The 18,004-nt window shown below is 46.6% G+C and carries 13 protein-coding genes; 1 reads left to right on the top strand and 12 read right to left on the bottom strand.

What is annotated here, in order from left to right:
- Positions 1–245 precede the first annotated feature (245 nt).
- The 12 genes from speA to murA all read right to left on the bottom strand — a co-directional run bounded on the left by speA (position 246) and on the right by murA (position 17,561).
- Complete coding sequence (gene speA, locus Q4B82_RS03550) at positions 246–2,138, bottom strand: biosynthetic arginine decarboxylase (protein ID WP_303065053.1); 1,893 nt, start codon at positions 2,136–2,138, stop codon at positions 246–248.
- A 91-nt stretch (positions 2,139–2,229) separates the two neighbouring features.
- Complete coding sequence (locus Q4B82_RS03545; RefSeq protein WP_303065052.1) at positions 2,230–2,457, bottom strand: DUF1653 domain-containing protein; 228 nt, start codon at positions 2,455–2,457, stop codon at positions 2,230–2,232.
- A 24-nt stretch (positions 2,458–2,481) separates the two neighbouring features.
- Positions 2,482–2,967 (bottom strand): putative molybdenum carrier protein, encoded by a 486-nt coding sequence (locus Q4B82_RS03540; protein ID WP_303065051.1) that lies wholly within the window; start codon positions 2,965–2,967, stop codon positions 2,482–2,484.
- 147 nt (positions 2,968–3,114) lie between these two features.
- A complete protein-coding gene (locus Q4B82_RS03535) occupies positions 3,115–6,954 on the bottom strand; it encodes a DUF3683 domain-containing protein (protein ID WP_303065050.1) in 3,840 nt (1,279 codons plus the stop codon).
- A gap of 205 nt (positions 6,955–7,159) precedes the next feature.
- Positions 7,160–7,432, bottom strand: coding sequence for a hypothetical protein (locus tag Q4B82_RS03530; protein WP_303065058.1), 273 nt, complete (start codon positions 7,430–7,432; stop codon positions 7,160–7,162).
- 71 nt (positions 7,433–7,503) lie between these two features.
- Positions 7,504–11,391, bottom strand: a complete 3,888-nt coding sequence (locus Q4B82_RS03525) for a translocation/assembly module TamB domain-containing protein (RefSeq protein WP_303065049.1) — start codon at positions 11,389–11,391, stop codon at positions 7,504–7,506.
- 90 nt (positions 11,392–11,481) lie between these two features.
- Entirely contained in the window at positions 11,482–12,780 is a 1,299-nt protein-coding gene (locus tag Q4B82_RS03520) for an adenylosuccinate synthase (RefSeq protein ID WP_303065048.1), read from the bottom strand.
- Positions 12,781–12,875: 95 nt separating this feature from the next.
- Entirely contained in the window at positions 12,876–13,253 is a 378-nt protein-coding gene (locus Q4B82_RS03515; protein ID WP_097115168.1) for an immunity 22 family protein, read from the bottom strand.
- A gap of 66 nt (positions 13,254–13,319) precedes the next feature.
- Positions 13,320–14,252: a DUF1887 family CARF protein gene (locus tag Q4B82_RS03510; protein ID WP_303065047.1), complete on the bottom strand. Its 933-nt coding sequence runs from the start codon at positions 14,250–14,252 to the stop codon at positions 13,320–13,322.
- Between the two features lie 244 nt (positions 14,253–14,496).
- The gene (locus Q4B82_RS03505; RefSeq protein ID WP_303065046.1) at positions 14,497–14,856 is read right to left on the bottom strand and encodes an MmcQ/YjbR family DNA-binding protein; all 360 of its coding nucleotides are present in this window, start codon (positions 14,854–14,856) and stop codon (positions 14,497–14,499) included.
- Positions 14,857–14,883: 27 nt separating this feature from the next.
- Positions 14,884–16,023 (bottom strand): ATP phosphoribosyltransferase regulatory subunit, encoded by a 1,140-nt coding sequence (locus tag Q4B82_RS03500; protein ID WP_303065045.1) that lies wholly within the window; start codon positions 16,021–16,023, stop codon positions 14,884–14,886.
- 275 nt (positions 16,024–16,298) lie between these two features.
- Positions 16,299–17,561, bottom strand: coding sequence for a UDP-N-acetylglucosamine 1-carboxyvinyltransferase (gene murA, locus Q4B82_RS03495; protein WP_303065044.1), 1,263 nt, complete (start codon positions 17,559–17,561; stop codon positions 16,299–16,301).
- A 70-nt stretch (positions 17,562–17,631) separates the two neighbouring features.
- Here murA and Q4B82_RS03490 point away from each other — a divergent pair, with 70 nt between their 5' ends.
- On the top strand, positions 17,632–17,919 hold the full coding sequence (locus tag Q4B82_RS03490) for a hypothetical protein (protein WP_303065043.1): 288 nt from the start codon (positions 17,632–17,634) through the stop codon (positions 17,917–17,919).
- The last annotated feature ends 85 nt before the right edge of the window (positions 17,920–18,004 follow it).

Genomic DNA, 18,004 nt, shown 5'->3' with positions numbered 1-18,004 from the left:
CGGTTTGTCCATTTAAGGTGGTCAAAGTCATTTTGTGTTCCTTTTTGTGAAAAATTTGTTTCGTGCATATTTTCAGGCAACTTGATTACTACCCTAATAATTTTTGCCTACCTATCCCCTCTCCTGTGGGAGAGGGTTAGGGAGAGGGTAAAGCTGTCAATGTTCAACGATTTTTCCCTCTCCCCAGCCCTCTCCCATAGGAGAGGGGGTAGATGGTGGCATCTCAAAGAAGGCAGCCTGAAAAATCACTCGTCTTCCAAATAAGTATAACCATTTAATCCTGCTTCTAATTCTTTCAAAAACGCAATCGCTTGTGAAGCAGGTAAATCCGAATGTTCAATTTGCTCGCGGTAACGTTGCAACAAGACTTTGGGGTCTTGATACACATATTCCAACATATCCGCCACCGTGTTGCCTTTGTCGTAATCGCTGATTTCAAAGCGATTGTTGTCGTGCAACCACACATCAACCGTTGTGGTGTCGCCAAACAAATTGTGCATATTGCCCAAAATTTCCTGATACGCGCCCACCATGAAAAAACCCAATAATGGCGGATTGTCTTCGGGGTAATCGGGCATGGGCATGGTGGTGGCAATGCCATCGCCGTCAATGTAATGGTCTACCGTGCCGTCTGAATCGCAAGTGATGTCCAACAACACCGCTCTGCGGGCAACAGGCTGATTCAACTGCGTAATCGGGCAAACTGGGAATAATTGGTCTATGCCCCAAGCGTCAGGCAGCGATTGAAACAGCGAAAAATTGACATACAATTTATCGGCAAACCGTTCTTGCAATTCGTCAATAATCGTGCGGTGCGAACGGTGTTTTGCATTAAATAATTCGCCAACTTGGTGGCAAATATTCAAATACAACTGCTCTGCCCAAGCGCGTTGTTGCAAACTCAACAAACCCACATTGTACTGATTATGCACATCTGATAAATCAAACTGGCTTTCGTGTATCCAGCTACGCAGCGAACGTTTTTCGCGTGAGGCGAAAATATCCGTCCACGTTTCCCACATGCTGTGTAAAACGCGTGGGTCTTCGGGGGCAGGGGCTTGCAGTTGTTCGGCTTTGTAGCGTTCCACGCCAATCACATTTGCCACCAAAACCGCATGATGTGCCGTGATGCCGCGTCCGCTTTCTGTGATAATCGTTGGGTGTGGCAAACCGTATTCTTCGCAAGCCTGACCAATGCCCCACACCACCGTGCTGGCGTATTCATTCAAACCATAATTCACGGAACAATCGGATTGGGTGCGATTGCCTTCGTAATCCACGCCCAAGCCGCCGCCCACATCAAAGCAGCGAATGTTCACGCCCAATTTGTGCAATTCCACATAAAAACGTGCCGATTCGCGCACGCCTGTCGCCACATCACGAATGTTGCCCAGTTGTGAACCCAAATGGAAATGCAATAATTGTAAACAATCTAAATTGTCTTGCTCTTTCAATACATTAACCAAATGCAAAACTTGTGAAGCGGACAAACCAAATTTGGATTTATCGCCACCCGAAGCCTGCCATTTGCCCGAACCTTGCGATGCCAAACGCGCCCGTACCCCCAAACGCGGTTTTACACCAATTTTTGCCGCTTCTTCCAAAACCATTTGAATTTCAGACAGCTTTTCAATGACCAAATACACTTGATGACCCAATTTCTCGCCCATTAAGGCAAAACGAATGTATTCGCGGTCTTTGTAGCCGTTGCAGACGATGAGCGTTTGGGTGGTGCCTGCGTGTGCCAACACCGCCATCAATTCGGCTTTGGAGCCTGCTTCCAAACCATGTGGCTGTTTGCTGTGAATCAGGCTTTCAATCACGCGGCGGTGTTGATTGACCTTAATCGGGTACACCAAGCAATAATCGCCACGATAACCAAATTCCGCGCGCGCATTGGCAAACGCTTGATTGATGGCTCGCAAACGGTGTTGCAAAATTTGCGGAAAACAAAACAAAATCGGCAAATGGGCTTGATGATGTTGTTGAACGTGTTGTGTGAGTGCCACCAACGAAATCTGATTTTCAGGCTGCTCTGGATTGGGGCAGACGGTCATCTCGCCAGCTTCATTAGCTTGATAATAATTCATGCCCCAGTAGAGGAGATTGCTGACTTTTTGAACGGTTAAATTATCCAATTTATTGATTCCCAATATGATTTATACTTCTTAATTTTTCAGGCAGCCTGAATATTTTTGTCGTACACAAAAAGGCAGCCTGAAAACAATTTTAGGCAAAGGCGTGTTGTAAAACAAAACGTGGCTGGTATTGGTTGTCCAAACACACATTTTCAGCAAACATGACAAGCGGTCGCACCCACACACCGTATTCGCCATACAGGGCGCGGTAAACCACCAGTTTTTCTTGCGTTTCGGAATGGGTGGCGATTTCCAACACTTCGTAGAGATTGCCTTTGTAATGGCGGTAGATGCCGCGCACAATTGGGTTTTCTTGCATATTTTTTTCTTTGAAAAATAGGTTTCAGGCAGCCTGAACATAGCCCAAACAGCACAAAGCCGCTAAAACTGCCTGTTCTGTAAATGGCTCAATCATCGGAATGCCCGAAGCGCGTGGTCCACCAAAATTCAAAATGGCAATATGGTGTCGTTGGACAAAATCAGCGATGTGTTTACCAGCCGTTTCAGGCTGCACCCAAGCTGCGTCAATCAATAAATACGGTTTGCGTTGAGCAATACAGGTTTTCAAGGTCAATTCTGTGCCGCCACCCAACACAATTTCGCTGTGATAAATGATGACGGTTGCATTGCTGTCCATCACATTTTGTTTGGTGCGTTTGCGATAGCCTGCACCGATAAGTGGCGTAAGCGGATAATGTGGCGCGATTTCGCCATCTTCCGCGCAACGGTCTTCGGGACACCAACCGCCACACGGTACATTTGCCGCCAATGCCGCGTTGAGTGCGCCACGGTCTACGCCAGTTTGTCCGCCAGAGACGATTTTGAGCATGGGAAAAATCCTTGTTTTTAATTGGATTATTGATTTTCAGGCAGCCTGAAAAATCATTCTGTAGGGTGTGCCGTGCGCTCTATTTTTTCACACAAAATTCAATTTTGGGTAGCAATTTGGTGCGCATGGCACACCCTACACATTTTTTTACAACAACACCCTTTCAATCCCCCCATTATTCGCCTTTTCCACAAACTCATTTTGCCAATTTTCGCCCAAAATGTGTTTTGCCATTTCCACCACAATGTAATCGGCTGGCAAGTTGTTGTCGTCCGAATAGCGGCTCAAACCTTGCAAACAGGCAGGGCAGGAAGTCAGCATTTTCACATTTTCGCCTTGCGGTAAGGCTTTGAGATTTTTGGAAATTTCCTCTTGTTTGCGGAATTTCACTTGCGTGGCGATGTCGGGGCGTTTTACCGCAAACATGCCGCTTTCGCCACAACAACGGTCGCTCAAAGGCACGGTTTTGCCCATCAATTCGCTGGCGAGTTTCGCGCCGTCCATGGTTTTGATGGGGGTGTGGCAAGGGTTGTGATACAAATACTGTTGCCCCTTAATGCCTTCTAATTTCAAGCCTTTTTCCAACAAAAATTCGTGAATGTCAATAATGCGGCTGTTGGGGAAAATGTCTTCAAAACGATAACCCGCCAGCGAGTCGTAACACGTTCCGCAACTTACCACAATCGTTTTAATGTCCAAATAATTCAAAGTGTTCGCCATGCGATGAAACAAAACGCGGTTTTCCGTAACCATTTGCGTGGCTTTGTCCTTGTCGCCGCCTGCATTTTGTGGGTAGCCACAGCACAAATAGCTGGGCGGCAACACCGTTTGCACGCCAGCGTGGTACAACATGGCTTGCGTGGCTAAACCCACTTGCGAAAACAGTTTTTCCGAGCCGCAGCCAGGGAAATAGAACACCGCCTCCGCGTCTTCGCCCACTTGTGGATTGCGGATAATGGGAATGGTTTTGCTGTCTTCAATATTCAGCAGGGCGCGAGATGTTTTGAGCGGAATGTGGCGCGGCAGGGGGCGGTTGATGAAATGCACAACCTGTTCTTGAATATGGGCTTTTTGCGTGGTGGCTTTGGGGGTGGCTTTTTGTTTTTCGGTGTTGAGATGAAACTTTTTCGCCAAATCGTAGCCCAAGTTTTGCAATTTAAAGCCTGTTTCTGCCACGCCTTTTCGCAGGATTTTGACGGCAGTTGGGTCTTTGGCGTTGAGCAATGCCATGCCTGCCGCCACCGCAGGATTGAATTTCGCCTTGCCTGATTTTAAGAGAAAATGGCGAATGTCCACCGTTACATCGCCAAAATCAATTTTCACTGGGCAGGGTTTGACGCAACGGTGGCACACGGTGCAATGGTCGCCAATGTTGCCCAATTCGTGAAAGTGTTTCAGCGACACGCCACGCCGTGTTTGTTCTTCGTACAAAAAGGCTTCGGCAAGCAAGCCCACGCCCAAAATTTTGTTGCGTGGCGAATACAGTAAATTGGCGCGTGGCACATGGGTGGAACACACGGGTTTGCATTTTCCGCAACGCAAACAATCTTTTACCGCGTGGGTAATGCGCCCCAATGCGGATTGTTCCATAATCAGGCTTTCAAATCCCAATAATTCAAACGATGGGGTGTAGGCGTTGCGCAAATCTGCGCCTTTCATCAGTTTGCCACGATTGAAATTGCCTTTTGGGTCAATGCGTTGCTTGTAATCCCAAAACGGCTGCATTTCTTCATCGGTCATGAATTCCAATTTGGTGATGCCGATGCCGTGTTCGCCTGAAATCACACCGTTCAGGCTGCGTGCCAATTTCATAATCCGCGCTACGGCTTGGTGGGCGGTTTGCAGCATTTCATAATCATCTGAATTGACGGGGATATTGGTATGCACATTGCCATCGCCCGCGTGCATGTGCAGCGCAACAAACACGCGCGAACGCACGGTTTTGGCGTGGATTTTGCCCAAACCTGCCATGATTTTGCTGTCGGCTTGGCTGCTGAAAATGTCTTCCAAGGGTTTCATCACGTCTTCTTTGATGGAAACGCGCAGCCTGAAATCGCGGAATGCGATGAAACAGCTTTCGTTTAAGTCGGCTTCTTTGGCGAAGACGATTTTGTCGCCATAACGATTTGCATATTCAGACAAAGGTGCGTCCAAATTGTCCAGCAGCCATTGCCAACGTGTTTGCACTTGGTGGACGAAATCCAAGGCGTGTTTGGCGCGGTCGCCCAGCAATTCGTGTTTGGGCAAATCGCTGTCTAGCTGCTCCACAGGCAGGCTGCCTGAAAGGTAATCCACCAACGCGGCACACAGTTTGAGCTTGTTTTGTATGGACAATTCAATGTTGATGCGTTCAATGCCGTCTGAATATTCGCCCAAGCGTTCCAATGGAATGACCACGTCTTCGTTGATTTTAAAGGCGTTGGTATGACGGGCAATGGCGGCGGTGCGGCTGCGGTCGAGCCAAAATGTTTTGCGTTGTTCGGGCGACACGGCAATGAAACCTTCACCATCTCGCGCATTTGCCAATGAAATGATGTGTTTACAGGCTGCCACGACTTCGTTTTCATCGTCTGAAACCAAATCCGCAAGCAACACCATTTTGGGGCGACCTTTGCCTGCCGCTTTGGTGGCATAGCCGACTGCGCGAACGTATCGCCAATCCAAATGTTCCAAACCTGCCAATTTAACCGTTTGATGTGCAAGCATATAATCGCGGATTTCCACAATAGAAGGCGTGGCGTTGGCAACCGTGCCGAAAAATTCCAAACACACGGTGCGAATGTGATCCGGCATGCGGTGCAACACGAATGCCACGCTCGTGATAATCCCGTCCGTGCCTTCTTTTTGTACACCGGGTAAGCCGCTCAAAAATTTATCGGTAACGTCTTTGCCCAAGCCGACTTTGCGAAACAGGCTGCCTGAAATTTCAAGGCGTTCGGTTTTGATGATGCGTTCGCCATCGTCTGCCAAAGTATGCACGTCAAACAGGGCGACTTCTTCGTCATGGATTTTGCCGAAATTGTGTTTCACGCGCTCAATTTTGAGCCATTCGCCTTGCGCGTTCACCATTTTCCACCACGCCAAATTGTCCAGAGCCGTTCCCCACAACACGGCTTTTTTGCCGCCTGCGTTCATGGCAACGTTGCCGCCCACACACGATGCGTCTGCGGAAGTGGGGTCTACGGCAAACACGAGTTTGGCGGCAGAGGCGGTTTCTTCCACGCGGCGCGTTACCACGCCTGCACCGCAATGGATAATGGGGTGTTTGCCTTCCAATCCTGCCAATTCAACGTATTCTACGCCATTGTGTTTGTCCAATTTTTCGGTGTTAATCACGGCTGACATTGCGTCCAAAGGCACGGCACCGCCTGTGTAACCTGTGCCGCCGCCGCGTGGGATAATCGTCAAATCCAGCTCAATCAGGGCGCGAACCAGTGGCGCAATTTCCTGTTCGGTATCGGGATTGATGACGACAAAGGGGTATTCCACGCGCCAGTCGGTTGCGTCTGTAACGTGGGTAACACGCGCCAAGCCGTCAAACATGATGTTGTGTTTGGCGGTGATTTGGCTCAATCGTTTGAGGATTTGTTCGCGTTTGAGTTGGGTGGTGGCAAAGCTGTTTTCAAATTGATTGACCGCGCTTTCGGCTGCCTGAACCAGTTTCAGCACTTCGGCATTGTCATCGCGGCGTTTGTTGATTTCGTGCAAGCGATGGCGCAGGGCTTGCACCAGCGCGGCTTGGCGTTTGGGGTGTTCGAGCAAATCGTCCACCAAATAGGGGTTGCGTACCACCGCCCAAATGTCGCCCAGCACTTCAAACAACATTCGGGCGGAGCGTCCTGTTTTGCGGTGTTGGCGCAGGTTTTCCAAAATGTCCCAAGCATAATCGCCCAGCAAGCGGCAGACGATTTCTTTGTCGGAATAGGAGGTGTAGTTGTAGGGGATTTCGCGTATGCGTTTTTTGGGGGCGTGGGTGGTGGCAGTCATGGTTGTGGGTATTCCAATGATGAATTGTAATTGAGAATAAATACAGGCAAGTTGCTGATTTTTACATGGATATTATACCCATCAAAGGTCTGATTCAATCAGAATTTTTTGTATAACAGTCATACCAGATTGATATGAGACATAATATAAAGGCTGCCTGAAACGTTTCAGGCAGCCTAATACTCAATTTAAGCGATACATAAACTTATTTTTTGCCTTTTTTGGGCTGTAATGCTTCATTCAAACGACCTAGTATGTAGCCTTCCAACAATTCACGTTTTTCCCAAAAAAAGGTTTGAAATTTATTTAAAGAATAAATTTTTTGTACCATTTTGGGAAAACCTGAATGCAAAATGGCTGCAATTTCAGGGTTTTGTATTTCATTGTTCATGGCTTCTTGAAGCGTAGTTTGTTTAGCTTGCAAGTATTCATTGATTTGTTTTTTGGTGTAATTACCGATTTCAAATTGTTGCATGATGTTTCCTTATCCAAATGTGATGATTCATATTGTTTGATTCAAGCCATTTCTGTGCCAAGCTGCCTAAAAATTCAATCAAAACGTTTGATGTATTTCACTTCGCCACCTGATGATTCTGTACCTGCTCGGAATACAGCTTGGAATGAACGGCTGATTTGGTACACCAGTTTAACCGATTGACTGGCTGTTTGTAAGCCTGCTTCATAGCCTAAATACAAATCTTGTGTGAGTTGTTTACCAAATGTCAGCACTTGTTGGGCAGGGTTCATTTCACCTGTTTGGGCATTGCGGGTTTGACTGCTGCTTAAACCAAAATTGTCCACTAAACCGATTTTGTCATTCAGGCTGCCTGCAAGAAATGCGCCTGCTGCGGTAGCAAGGGCAGCTTGGTCGGTGCTGCTGCCACTGCTGGCACGGTTCAAAATCAGCCATGATAATTTGTCTTTTTCGCTCATGGGTTCATCAGCAACCAATGTAACGCGTGGTGCGTCCAAATTACCCAACACTTCCACACCCGCACCAACTGGTGAACCACGCCGTTCGGCACGAATGTTTAAATTGGGGCTACCCAATGGTCCAACAAAAGAAATGATGCCTTTTTTGATGTACAAATCCTGTCCATAGGCTTTGTATTGCCCTTTAACAACATGAATGCTACCCACCCCTTGTACATTGTTGCCAGGTTTGGCATGGAGCGACAATTTACCACCCAATGTAACGTCTAAACCTTGTCCGCTAAAATAGAAATGGTCTTTTAAATCAAAGGTTAAGTTTAAATTAAACGGCATAGGTTTGGTGGCAGGTTTTTCTTCTTCCCCTAGAATAATGACATCATCGTCCAATTCTGGCGCGCTGCTGTCTTGAAAACCGAATTTACCTTCGTCTGTTTGCAAATTGCCGACCAACGTCATGCCCTCATTGGTGTAAATCAGTTCATTGCTGCCTGAAACGGTTAAACGGCGATTGGGTCTGTCCAGAACTTGATAATGGTTAAACACCACTTTGGCTTGTACATCAGGCGATTTGTTGGTGTATGCCGCGCTGCCTGAAAGCGTTACGGTACCGTTTTTGCGGCGGAATGTGAGTTCGTCCACCAACCAACGTTGTCCTTCTAAACGCGATTGCAGGCTGCCATCTGCCAAAATGATGCCAATGTCGCGGTTGCGATAATTGAGATTTTGTCCTGTTATGCTGCCTGAAAACTGTGGATTATTTAAACGCCCGCCAATTTGCACATCGGCATGCAGCGTACCATTCACAGTTTGTCCAATCGGCATCAGATTGCGCAAGGTGTCCAAATTTTCTGAATGGATTTGAACTCGTCCAGATACTGGGGCTTGCATAAAATTGCCGCTACCAAAATTTTGTAAAATGTCAAATACACCCTCGACTTTGCCATAACGGGTATTACCGCTGAACTTGTTTAAAATACCCCTTCCATTGAGCTGGGTATTGACAAGCACACCACTCAATGCCAATGCGGTTTTACGGACATCACCCAACACAATGTCGCCACCTTGTTGGCGCAAATTGAAATAGCCATTTGGATTCTGACTGTATGTCAAATCCCAATCGCCAGCCAAAACCAAATTGTGTTCTATGGGTGGTTTGTAAAAATGATGCAATTGCACCAAATGCAAATTGTCAGCACGACCTTTGGTTGTCAAACCTGTTCGCTTATCCCACGAAAAACGTTCCAAATTCAGGCTGCCTGAAAGGGCTTGCCAACGTGCTGTACCCAGTATCACACGCTCTGCCCCTGCTTCCAAACTCATGCGGTTTTGCAATTTCAAATCCAATGCACCGCCCACATTTAAAGCATCAATCATGCCCAACCATTGGTTTTTTTCATTCAATCCGCCATCGGCTTGGGCGTTGAATGTCAAAGGTTTGCCATCCACTTGCAAGCTGCTGGTGGCGCGGAATGCATGGCGATTGAGCGTACCTTTTAAGGTTGCATCAATGTGGTCAATCGCTGTACCACCTGCACTGATGCCCTTGCCTTTGAGCGAGATATCCAATGTGCGGTTGCGTTCGGGTGAACCGATGAATATAAAATCCAAGTTTTGTGCTTTTACGGCATTCCCAACGGCAAAATGGCGTGCGCTGCCTGAAAGTTTGGCATCTAATTGGGTAAAATTGTCTGCCACAGATGTGAGCGTGCCTTTGGCATTGAGTGCACCTTGTATACCAAAACCAAAACGATATAGTTCAGGGGCATTGATGTCCAGTTGCAAGACTTCGCCTTTTTTACCAAATGCGCCTTGCGTGAAAATGCGGTTTTGTCCCAAACGGATATCGGTATTGATTTGACTAAAATGTTGGTTTTGATACTGAATTTGACCACTTCCTGAAAGCGAAGTACCCGATAGTTGCGATACCCCAAAACGCATTTGTGCCGCAAATTGTTGCTTGGTCGCCAAACCTGTTAATTGGATTTGCCCATTTACGCTGCCTTCGGGAAAACTGGGGTAAAACCGTGCAGGATTGAAGTTTTCACTACTGATTTCGGCAACGATTTTTTGGTCTTGAAACAATTCATAGCTGCCTGAAAGCAACATTTTTCCGCCGTTTTCAGGCAGGATTTGTCCGTCTTTCAGCCACAATGTGCGCTGCCCTTGTGCTTTATCGGTGGCAATATTTAGGCTGCCTGAAACATCAGCGCGACCTGTGTTCAGTTGCCATTTAATAATCGGTTCGGCAAAGGTATTTTCAGTTTGAATCTGTCCATTAATTTTGCCCAACCAATTTTGTGCCAACACATCGGCTGCAGCCAAATTCTCAATTTGGGCTTTGAGCGCATGGGTTTGTTGAAGCGTATCCACCCTACCCATCATGAACATCTTACCCTGCTGCATCAATCCCAGTTCCAGCTCTTCAATGTCCAACACACCTTTATCGTTTACCGAAAAAGCACCCAATACTTCACGAACAGGTATGCCATTTTTATCCACAGGCAAAGCCTGATTATTGGCAATATCAATCCCGCCTGTTAAAGCAATGCTGTCGCTGGTTTCATCTGGCACCACCATCAAATCAAACCCCAAATCGGCTTTGGGCAAATTACTTTGAAAAGCCTGCGGATTAATGTGTTTACCTTTAAGCTGAATTAAACCAATTTTTTCGCCCAATAAAGGAGCAAAAGGACGCAAACGGGTTTCGCCTTGCAAAGCCACGCCCTGCCCCGTTAAATTAATGCGCGTATGCATATCATTCAGGCTGCCTGAAACACCCAAAGCATTTTGCACAGCAATGCCGTCCAATTCGCCATGACTGTGCAATGCACCCACCAAAGCAAACGGCGCACGACTTTCCATTGCCAATGCACCTGTACTGGCAGACCATTCATTACGCAAGGATTTGATGTTTAAAGCATGACGTGCGTGGTCATAATAATAAGCCGCCTGAACACCACGCAAAATTTCGGTATCCGCCTGACCTGTTTTACTGGCACGCACACGGATGCTGCCCACCTCCAAATGTTCTGCCGCCACCGTAAACGGCAACATGATGTTTTCAGGCAGCTTGGCAGATTTGCGGTCGGGTTGAGGTGGCGTAGGTTTGTTTTCAATCATCATATCGCCCACCACCAAACGATGAATGGGCAAATGGCGATTTTTTAATTTTTCAGGCTGCCAATCCAATTCCACCTTGCTGATTTCAAGATGAACGGACGACGTATTGACGCTGATTTTGGCTGCCTGAAAACCACGCCACAAAGTACCTTGCAGTTTCTGACTGTGAATTTGCACACCCACCCAAGCAGGCAGTTTTTCCAAAGCAAAACGCAAACCGCTTTCTGTACCCAGCAACCACGTTCCACTTACCAATAAACCACCCAGCAATACAATACCCAGCATCAACATACGCCATAACCAAATGCGTTTAAGCGATTTGGTAACAGGTAGCGTAGCTGGCTGTTGCTTGGGTTCAGAGCTCATAGGGGTGCGTTCAGTCATAATCGGATTTTGAACTTACAATCAATCTAAAAACACTTTCAGGCTGCCTGAAATCTCATTTTTCAAGCAGCCTACTGCAATACCAAAACTTTATTCAAACGGATGTTGAATCAAAATCGTTTCTTCACGGTCAGGGCCTGTGGACACAATCGCAATCGGCGCACCGCACACTTCTTCAATGCGTTTCAAATATTTTTTCGCATTTTCAGGCAGCGCGTCATACGATTTCACGCCAAAGGTGGATTCCGTCCAGCCGTCCAAAGTTTCGTAAATGGGCGTGCAGTTGGCAACCGCGTCTGCGCCAAAGGGCAAAATGTCGGTGGTGGAGCCGTCTGGCAAGGTGTAGCCCACGCAAATTTGGATTTTTTCAATGCCGTCCATCACGTCCAATTTCGTGATACACATGCCTGTGATGCCGTTTACTTGGATTGAGCGTTTTAAGGCAGCCGCGTCAAACCAACCGCAACGTCTTGGGCGACCCGTTACCGAACCAAATTCATGTCCGCGTTCTGCCAAGCCTGCGCCCACTTCGTCAAACAATTCCGTTGGGAATGGACCTGAACCCACGCGCGTGGTGTAGGCTTTCACAATGCCCAACACATAGTTCAACATATGCGGTGGCACACCTGCGCCAGCCGCCGCCGCGCCCGCCACACAATTTGATGATGTAACAAAGGGATAAGTGCCATAATCAATGTCCAGCAAAGTGCCTTGTGCGCCTTCAAACAGCAAGCGTTCGCCAAGCTGATTTTTCTCGTACAAAGTGCGCGACACATCGGCAATCATCGGCAAAATGCGTTCGCGGAATGCGTCAATTTTCGCCATCACTTCATCAAAATCAACGGCTTGTGCGCCATGCAAATGTTCCAGTTGCACATTGTACAAAGCCAGATTGTTGCGGACTTTTTCCGCCACCAAATCGCGGTTTGCCAAATCGCCAGCGCGTACCGAACGGCGCGCCACTTTGTCTTCGTAAGCGGGCCCGATGCCGCGACCTGTTGTGCCGATTTTGCCTGCACCGCGCGATTTTTCGCGGGCTTGGTCAAGCGCAATGTGGTAGGGCAAAATCAAGGGTGCGGTGGGGGCGATTTTCAGGCGTTGTTCCACATTTTTCACGCCAGCCGCGTTCAATTCGTCAATTTCGCCCAACAAGGCTTCGGGCGATACCACCACGCCTGAACCGATGTAGCAATCCAAGTTTTCATGCAAAATGCCGCTTGGAATCAGGCGCAAAATGGTTTTTTTACCGTTCACAACCAGCGTGTGTCCTGCGTTGTGTCCGCCCTGAAAGCGCACCACGCCTGTGGTTTGCTCCGCGAGCCAATCTACGATTTTGCCTTTGCCTTCGTCGCCCCATTGTGCGCCGATTACGACCACGTTTTTTGTCATTTTGTTTGACCTTTTTGGTTAATAAAAATAAGAAATTGGGAATTTTAGCTACGCTGAACTTGGTTTCAGGCTGCCTGAAAATGCAACAATACAGATTAAAACATTTTAAAATTGCCAATAAAAGTTAAACCGCAATAGCTTTTATTGGGCTCATTTTCAGTAAATTCCGAAAAATGATAGCTGAACATACGATTGCCAGCCAAGACACCTTTTTCTTTTGCAACGCGAACGATTTCATCAACATCATAATCACAATGAAGTTGCTTAACCAACTGCTCAACAGGCAAAATTTCATCATTATCAGTTGTTTGCCACAGAAATAAGTCCAAATCAATGGGACTGTTCAAATCTTTGGATAATTGCGATTTGCGTTTTCCTGTTTTGTTCATGTATTGTAATTCGGCTTCACTGTCTCTATCACAAGTACCTAGCCAAATCGCCACCATTCTTTTGCTCACATCTGTCAATAACATGATTGATTACCCTGAAATAATGTATGAATATGTCATCAAAATATTTTTCAGGCTGCCTGAAAATGTTTATACCACTTTTTCAATATGTGCCTGCAAAGTATTCAATGTTACAAAAGTCAAATCATACATACTGCTCAACGATTTGGCTTGTGCGTCATCAATATCCAATACCAGCAAAATGAAATTATTGGCTGGGATATTCAATCTTTTTCTTAAATTCAAATATTTATCCAAATCTTTGCGGTATTCGCCCGTTTTACATTCAATCACAATTGGCACACCGTTTGACGTGTACAAAACCACGTCCAATTCATGTAAATCTTGATTTTGAAAATGAATTTTTACACTTCGCGCCACAGAAAAACGTACATTTTTTGCTTGTACGGTTTGCAAAACGCTGTTGAGCGCGAACCATTCCAACCAACCGCCCATGAAAAATTGACGAATTGGTGTAGCGATTTGTAGTTTCAAAAATAAAATTTTATCTTGTTTCTTATAGTTATACACCGAAAACAGTGTGTGGCTGTAAAATTCACGGCAAATATGGTTGATTTTTTGTTGCTGTTTTTGGTTGTATTTTTTCAAATCCAAATTCAAATTCAACACATTTTTGTGATACGACCAACTTAATTTACGCATTAAATCTGCCAATAAAGCGTAATTTTGACCAATTTTCTGCGCCGCTTCGTCATAAAAACCACTCATGTCCACAGCCGAATAATTAAATTCAGCTTTCACATTTTGTTTGGTAAACCAATTTGCCAAAGGTTGGTGTTGTGCGGCAGTAGCAAGCTTATCGGTATTGTTTAAATCCAAATTATTCAAAGGATTATTTTGCAGATTTTCTTGAAGTTCGCTGTCGTCTAGTTGGGCTTTCAGGCTGTCAATTTCGCGCAAAGCCGCCGTGTAACGTGCCGATAATTGCTCCACTACCTGCAAAGGCGCGTAAACCGCCACCGCCGCACCACATTTATGACAGGCAGCCTGAACGCCTTTCACCGTTTCACCCCAAATTTTACACGCATTGCAACGATAGATACCTAATTTAATGGTATTTTGCGGGGGGGGGGGGAGGAGTCATTTTCTTTGGCAATTAAATTTCGGATATTATTAAACATCATTACTCCTTTTATTTATGTTAAATCAATAAATCCTTATGCTAGGTAATTTTAGGGTGCGTACCATGCACCCTACATTGGCTTGGTGGCAATTTTCAGGCTACCTGAAGCCCCATTTTACCCTGTTATTGCGTTTGTAAAAAACTTTCCGTTAATAATTCAAGCAACTGTTTTTCAGGCAGCGAGCCGTCCAAACGCACCGTCAGCCAATGGCGTTTATTCATGTGGTAAGCTGGCGCAAAACCTGCTTGCCCACTTAATTGCGCAACCCATTCGGGTGGCAATTTCACATTCATAATCGGGATTTTATCCTGCGAGGGCAAACCAATTTGGCTGCCTGAAACCGCAAGCGTGATGACAAACCATTTGCGGTTATGAGTGTGGCGAAACACCGCACAATCAGGGTGCTGGCGAAAAATGTATTCAGGTAAAACACCATATTTTTCAAATATGTGATTGTGAATGAAATGGACTTGCGAAATCATGACCTACCTTTCAGGCTACCTGAAGATTCACACAATAATCCACTCATTATTTTGCCAAACCAAACGTTTCAGGCTGCCTGAATTGTCGTTCATGCCATAATCCACCACCACGCAAATGCCCTGTTCGCGCAATTCATTGATTTTTTCAATGGCTTGGGCATAATCGGCAAGTGCCACACGCACCGTTTCGGGGCGCGAACTTGCTGCCAAATACGCCCCAAATACGCGCAAATCAAAACTGAAACCTGTGGCAGGACGCGAACGCCCAAAATATTCGCCCAAACCGTCATAGCGACCACCACGCGCCACCGCGTCATGGTGTTCGGGCGCGTAGGCGGCATAGAGCAAGCCTGTGTGGTAGTTGTCCACGCGCACTTCCGCCAAATCAATGTGAACGGCTTGTTCGGGGAATGCCGCGCAAACTTGTTCCAAAATTTCAATGGCTTGTGTAACCGCACTCAATTGCGGCAAACGCTGTTTGGCTGCCTGTAAAATTTCGCGTCCGCCATACAATTCGGGCAAAGTGGCGAGTGCGTTTGTCCAAATGTCGTCCAGTTGCCAGCTTTTTGCCAATGCGCGAACGGCTTCACGGTCTTTGTTTTGCATAGCGGAAAGCAATTGTTGGCTTTGTGTTTCATTCAAAGCTGCTGCTACAGCTAAAGCGCGGAAAACGCCAATGTGTCCGAGCGCAAGAATGATGTTGTTCATGCCACCTATTTTTAAGGTTTTTAACATTAAATCAATGATTTCAATATCAGCAGCTGTGTTAGTACAACCATAGAGTTCTGCACCAGTTTGATAAGGTTCACGCGTGGTTAAGAAGCCATCGGGTTTGGCGTGCAATACGCTGCCTGAATAACATAATCGGTTAATACCTTGATTTTGAGACAATAAATGAGCATCAATGCGTGCTACTTGTGGCGTAATATCGGCACGGATACCCAGCTGACGACCGCTGATTTGGTCGGCAACGCGTATGGTTTTAAGCGATAAACCATTGTCTATGTGGGTAAGCAAAGATTGGCTGTATTCCATTAAAGGCGGATGTACCAATTCATAACCGTGTAGGCGAAATTGCAACAACACACGTTCTTTGATGCTTTCAAGCTGACGTGCGCGTTCGGGTAAAATATCGGCGATGTGTTCAGGAAGTTGCCAAGTTTGCATGCTGTATCCTTCTATACTATGGCATGAAAAAAGACGGATAACCGCCTTACTGTTATTGAAATCTGGGTAAACTTTAACATAATTTAATGTATTTGCGGTAATAAGGCTGCCTGAAACACCATGGTGTTTTTCAGGCAGCCTGTATTATTCAGCAGCTGTTACCCATGATTTTTTTGATTTTACAAGTATTTTGTGTGAGTAATATGATAAGGTAAGTACCACCTAATTTCATTCAAAAAATCATCTTGTGTTTTCAGGCTGCCTGAAAAAAGATTTTAGCTGCGAATGCGCTCAATTTTCGCGCCCACACCACCGAGTTTTTTCTCGATGTGTTCGTAGCCACGGTCTAGGTGGTAGATTTGTTCCACGATGGTTTCGCCATCAGCCACCAAACCCGCCATCACCAAGCTGGCAGACGCGCGTAAATCGGTTGCCATAACCGTTGCACCCGACAATTTTTCCACGCCCTGCACCAAAGCGGTGTTGCCTTCGGCAGAAATGTTCGCGCCCATGCGATTCAGCTCGGGAACGTGCATAAAGCGGTTTTCAAAAATGGTTTCGGTTACTTTACACGCGCCTTCGGCAATGGCGTTCATTGCCATGAATTGCGCTTGCATATCGGTGGGGAATGCGGGGTGTTCGGCGGTGCGAATGCTCACGGCTTTGGGGCGTTGCTGCATGTCTATGCTAATCCAATCATCGCCTGCTTCAATAATCGCGCCTGCTTCCACCAGTTTGTCCAAAACCACGTCCATGGTTTTGGGCGCGGCGTTGCGCAACACCACTTTGCCGCCTGTCATCGCCACCGCACACAAGAATGTGCCTGCTTCAATGCGGTCTGGCACCACGCTGTGTTCGCAGCCGTGCAATTCGTCCACGCCTTCAATGGTCATGGTTTGTGTGCCTATGCCTTGAATTTTTGCGCCCATTTTGACCAAGCATTCTGCCAAATCCACCACTTCTGGCTCAACGGCACAATTTTCCAACACGGTTGTGCCTTGCGCCAAAGTCGCTGCCATCAGCAGATTTTCTGTGCCGCCCACCGTTACCACGTCCATGACCACGCGCGCGCCTTTGAGTTTGCCGTTGGGCGCGGTGGCTTTCACATAGCCGTGTTCAATCACGATTTGTGCACCCATGGCTTCCAAGCCTTTCAAATGCTGGTCCACAGGTCGCGCCCCAATCGCACAGCCCCCTGGTAAACTCACTTCGGCTTGACCAAATCGCGCCAAAGTTGGTCCCAAAACCAAAATGGACGCGCGCATGGTGCGAACCAAATCGTAGGGGGCGCAGGTGTTGTTTACGGTGCTGCCGTTGATTTCAAATTCGGCAATGTTGTCGGTCAAAACGCGTGCGCCCATGCCTTGCAACAATTTTTGCGTGGTTTTCACGTCTGCCAGCATGGGGACGTTTTTCAAACGCAAGGTGCCGCTTGTGAGCAAACCTGCACACATCAAGGGCAAAGCGGCGTTTTTCGCGCCCGACACGGTGATTTCGCCATTTAATTTGCCGTTGGCGATGATTTTTAATTTATCCATTTGAGAAAATCTTTCTGTTAATAAAATTAATCAAATATGTATTTTTAGTTTAAGGCTGCCTGAAAATTTGGTGGAATTTGATAAATTGGCAGGTGTGCCTATTGCCGCAATTCGCAGAACATCCAATTCCAGTCAAACACAATATGTTAAATTGGATTTGAGCAGCTTGCAAAAAGCCGATGAAGCAACGCGCCGAACTTTGAATTATGAAGATGACAAGCAAACCCTAGCCGATTTGGAAAAACAACACGGCAAATTGTATGTGTTTGGGGTAATGGGCAAATATCAGGGCGCGTTTGTGGCGATGGACGCAGCGCAAAATCTGATAGCCACATTTGGACAACGTGATTTGCATTGATGTTTTCAGGCAGCCTGAAACCTTTGTAGCTTGCGCCGTTGCACCATTTCGCTGCATTAAAATGAATTTGGTGGCGATTTGATTG

The organism is Alysiella sp., from assembly GCF_030525755.1.
Classification (GTDB): domain Bacteria; phylum Pseudomonadota; class Gammaproteobacteria; order Burkholderiales; family Neisseriaceae; genus Simonsiella.
The sequence above is the reverse complement of the archived record's forward strand: the minus strand, read 5'-3'. Positions and strand labels throughout refer to the sequence as shown.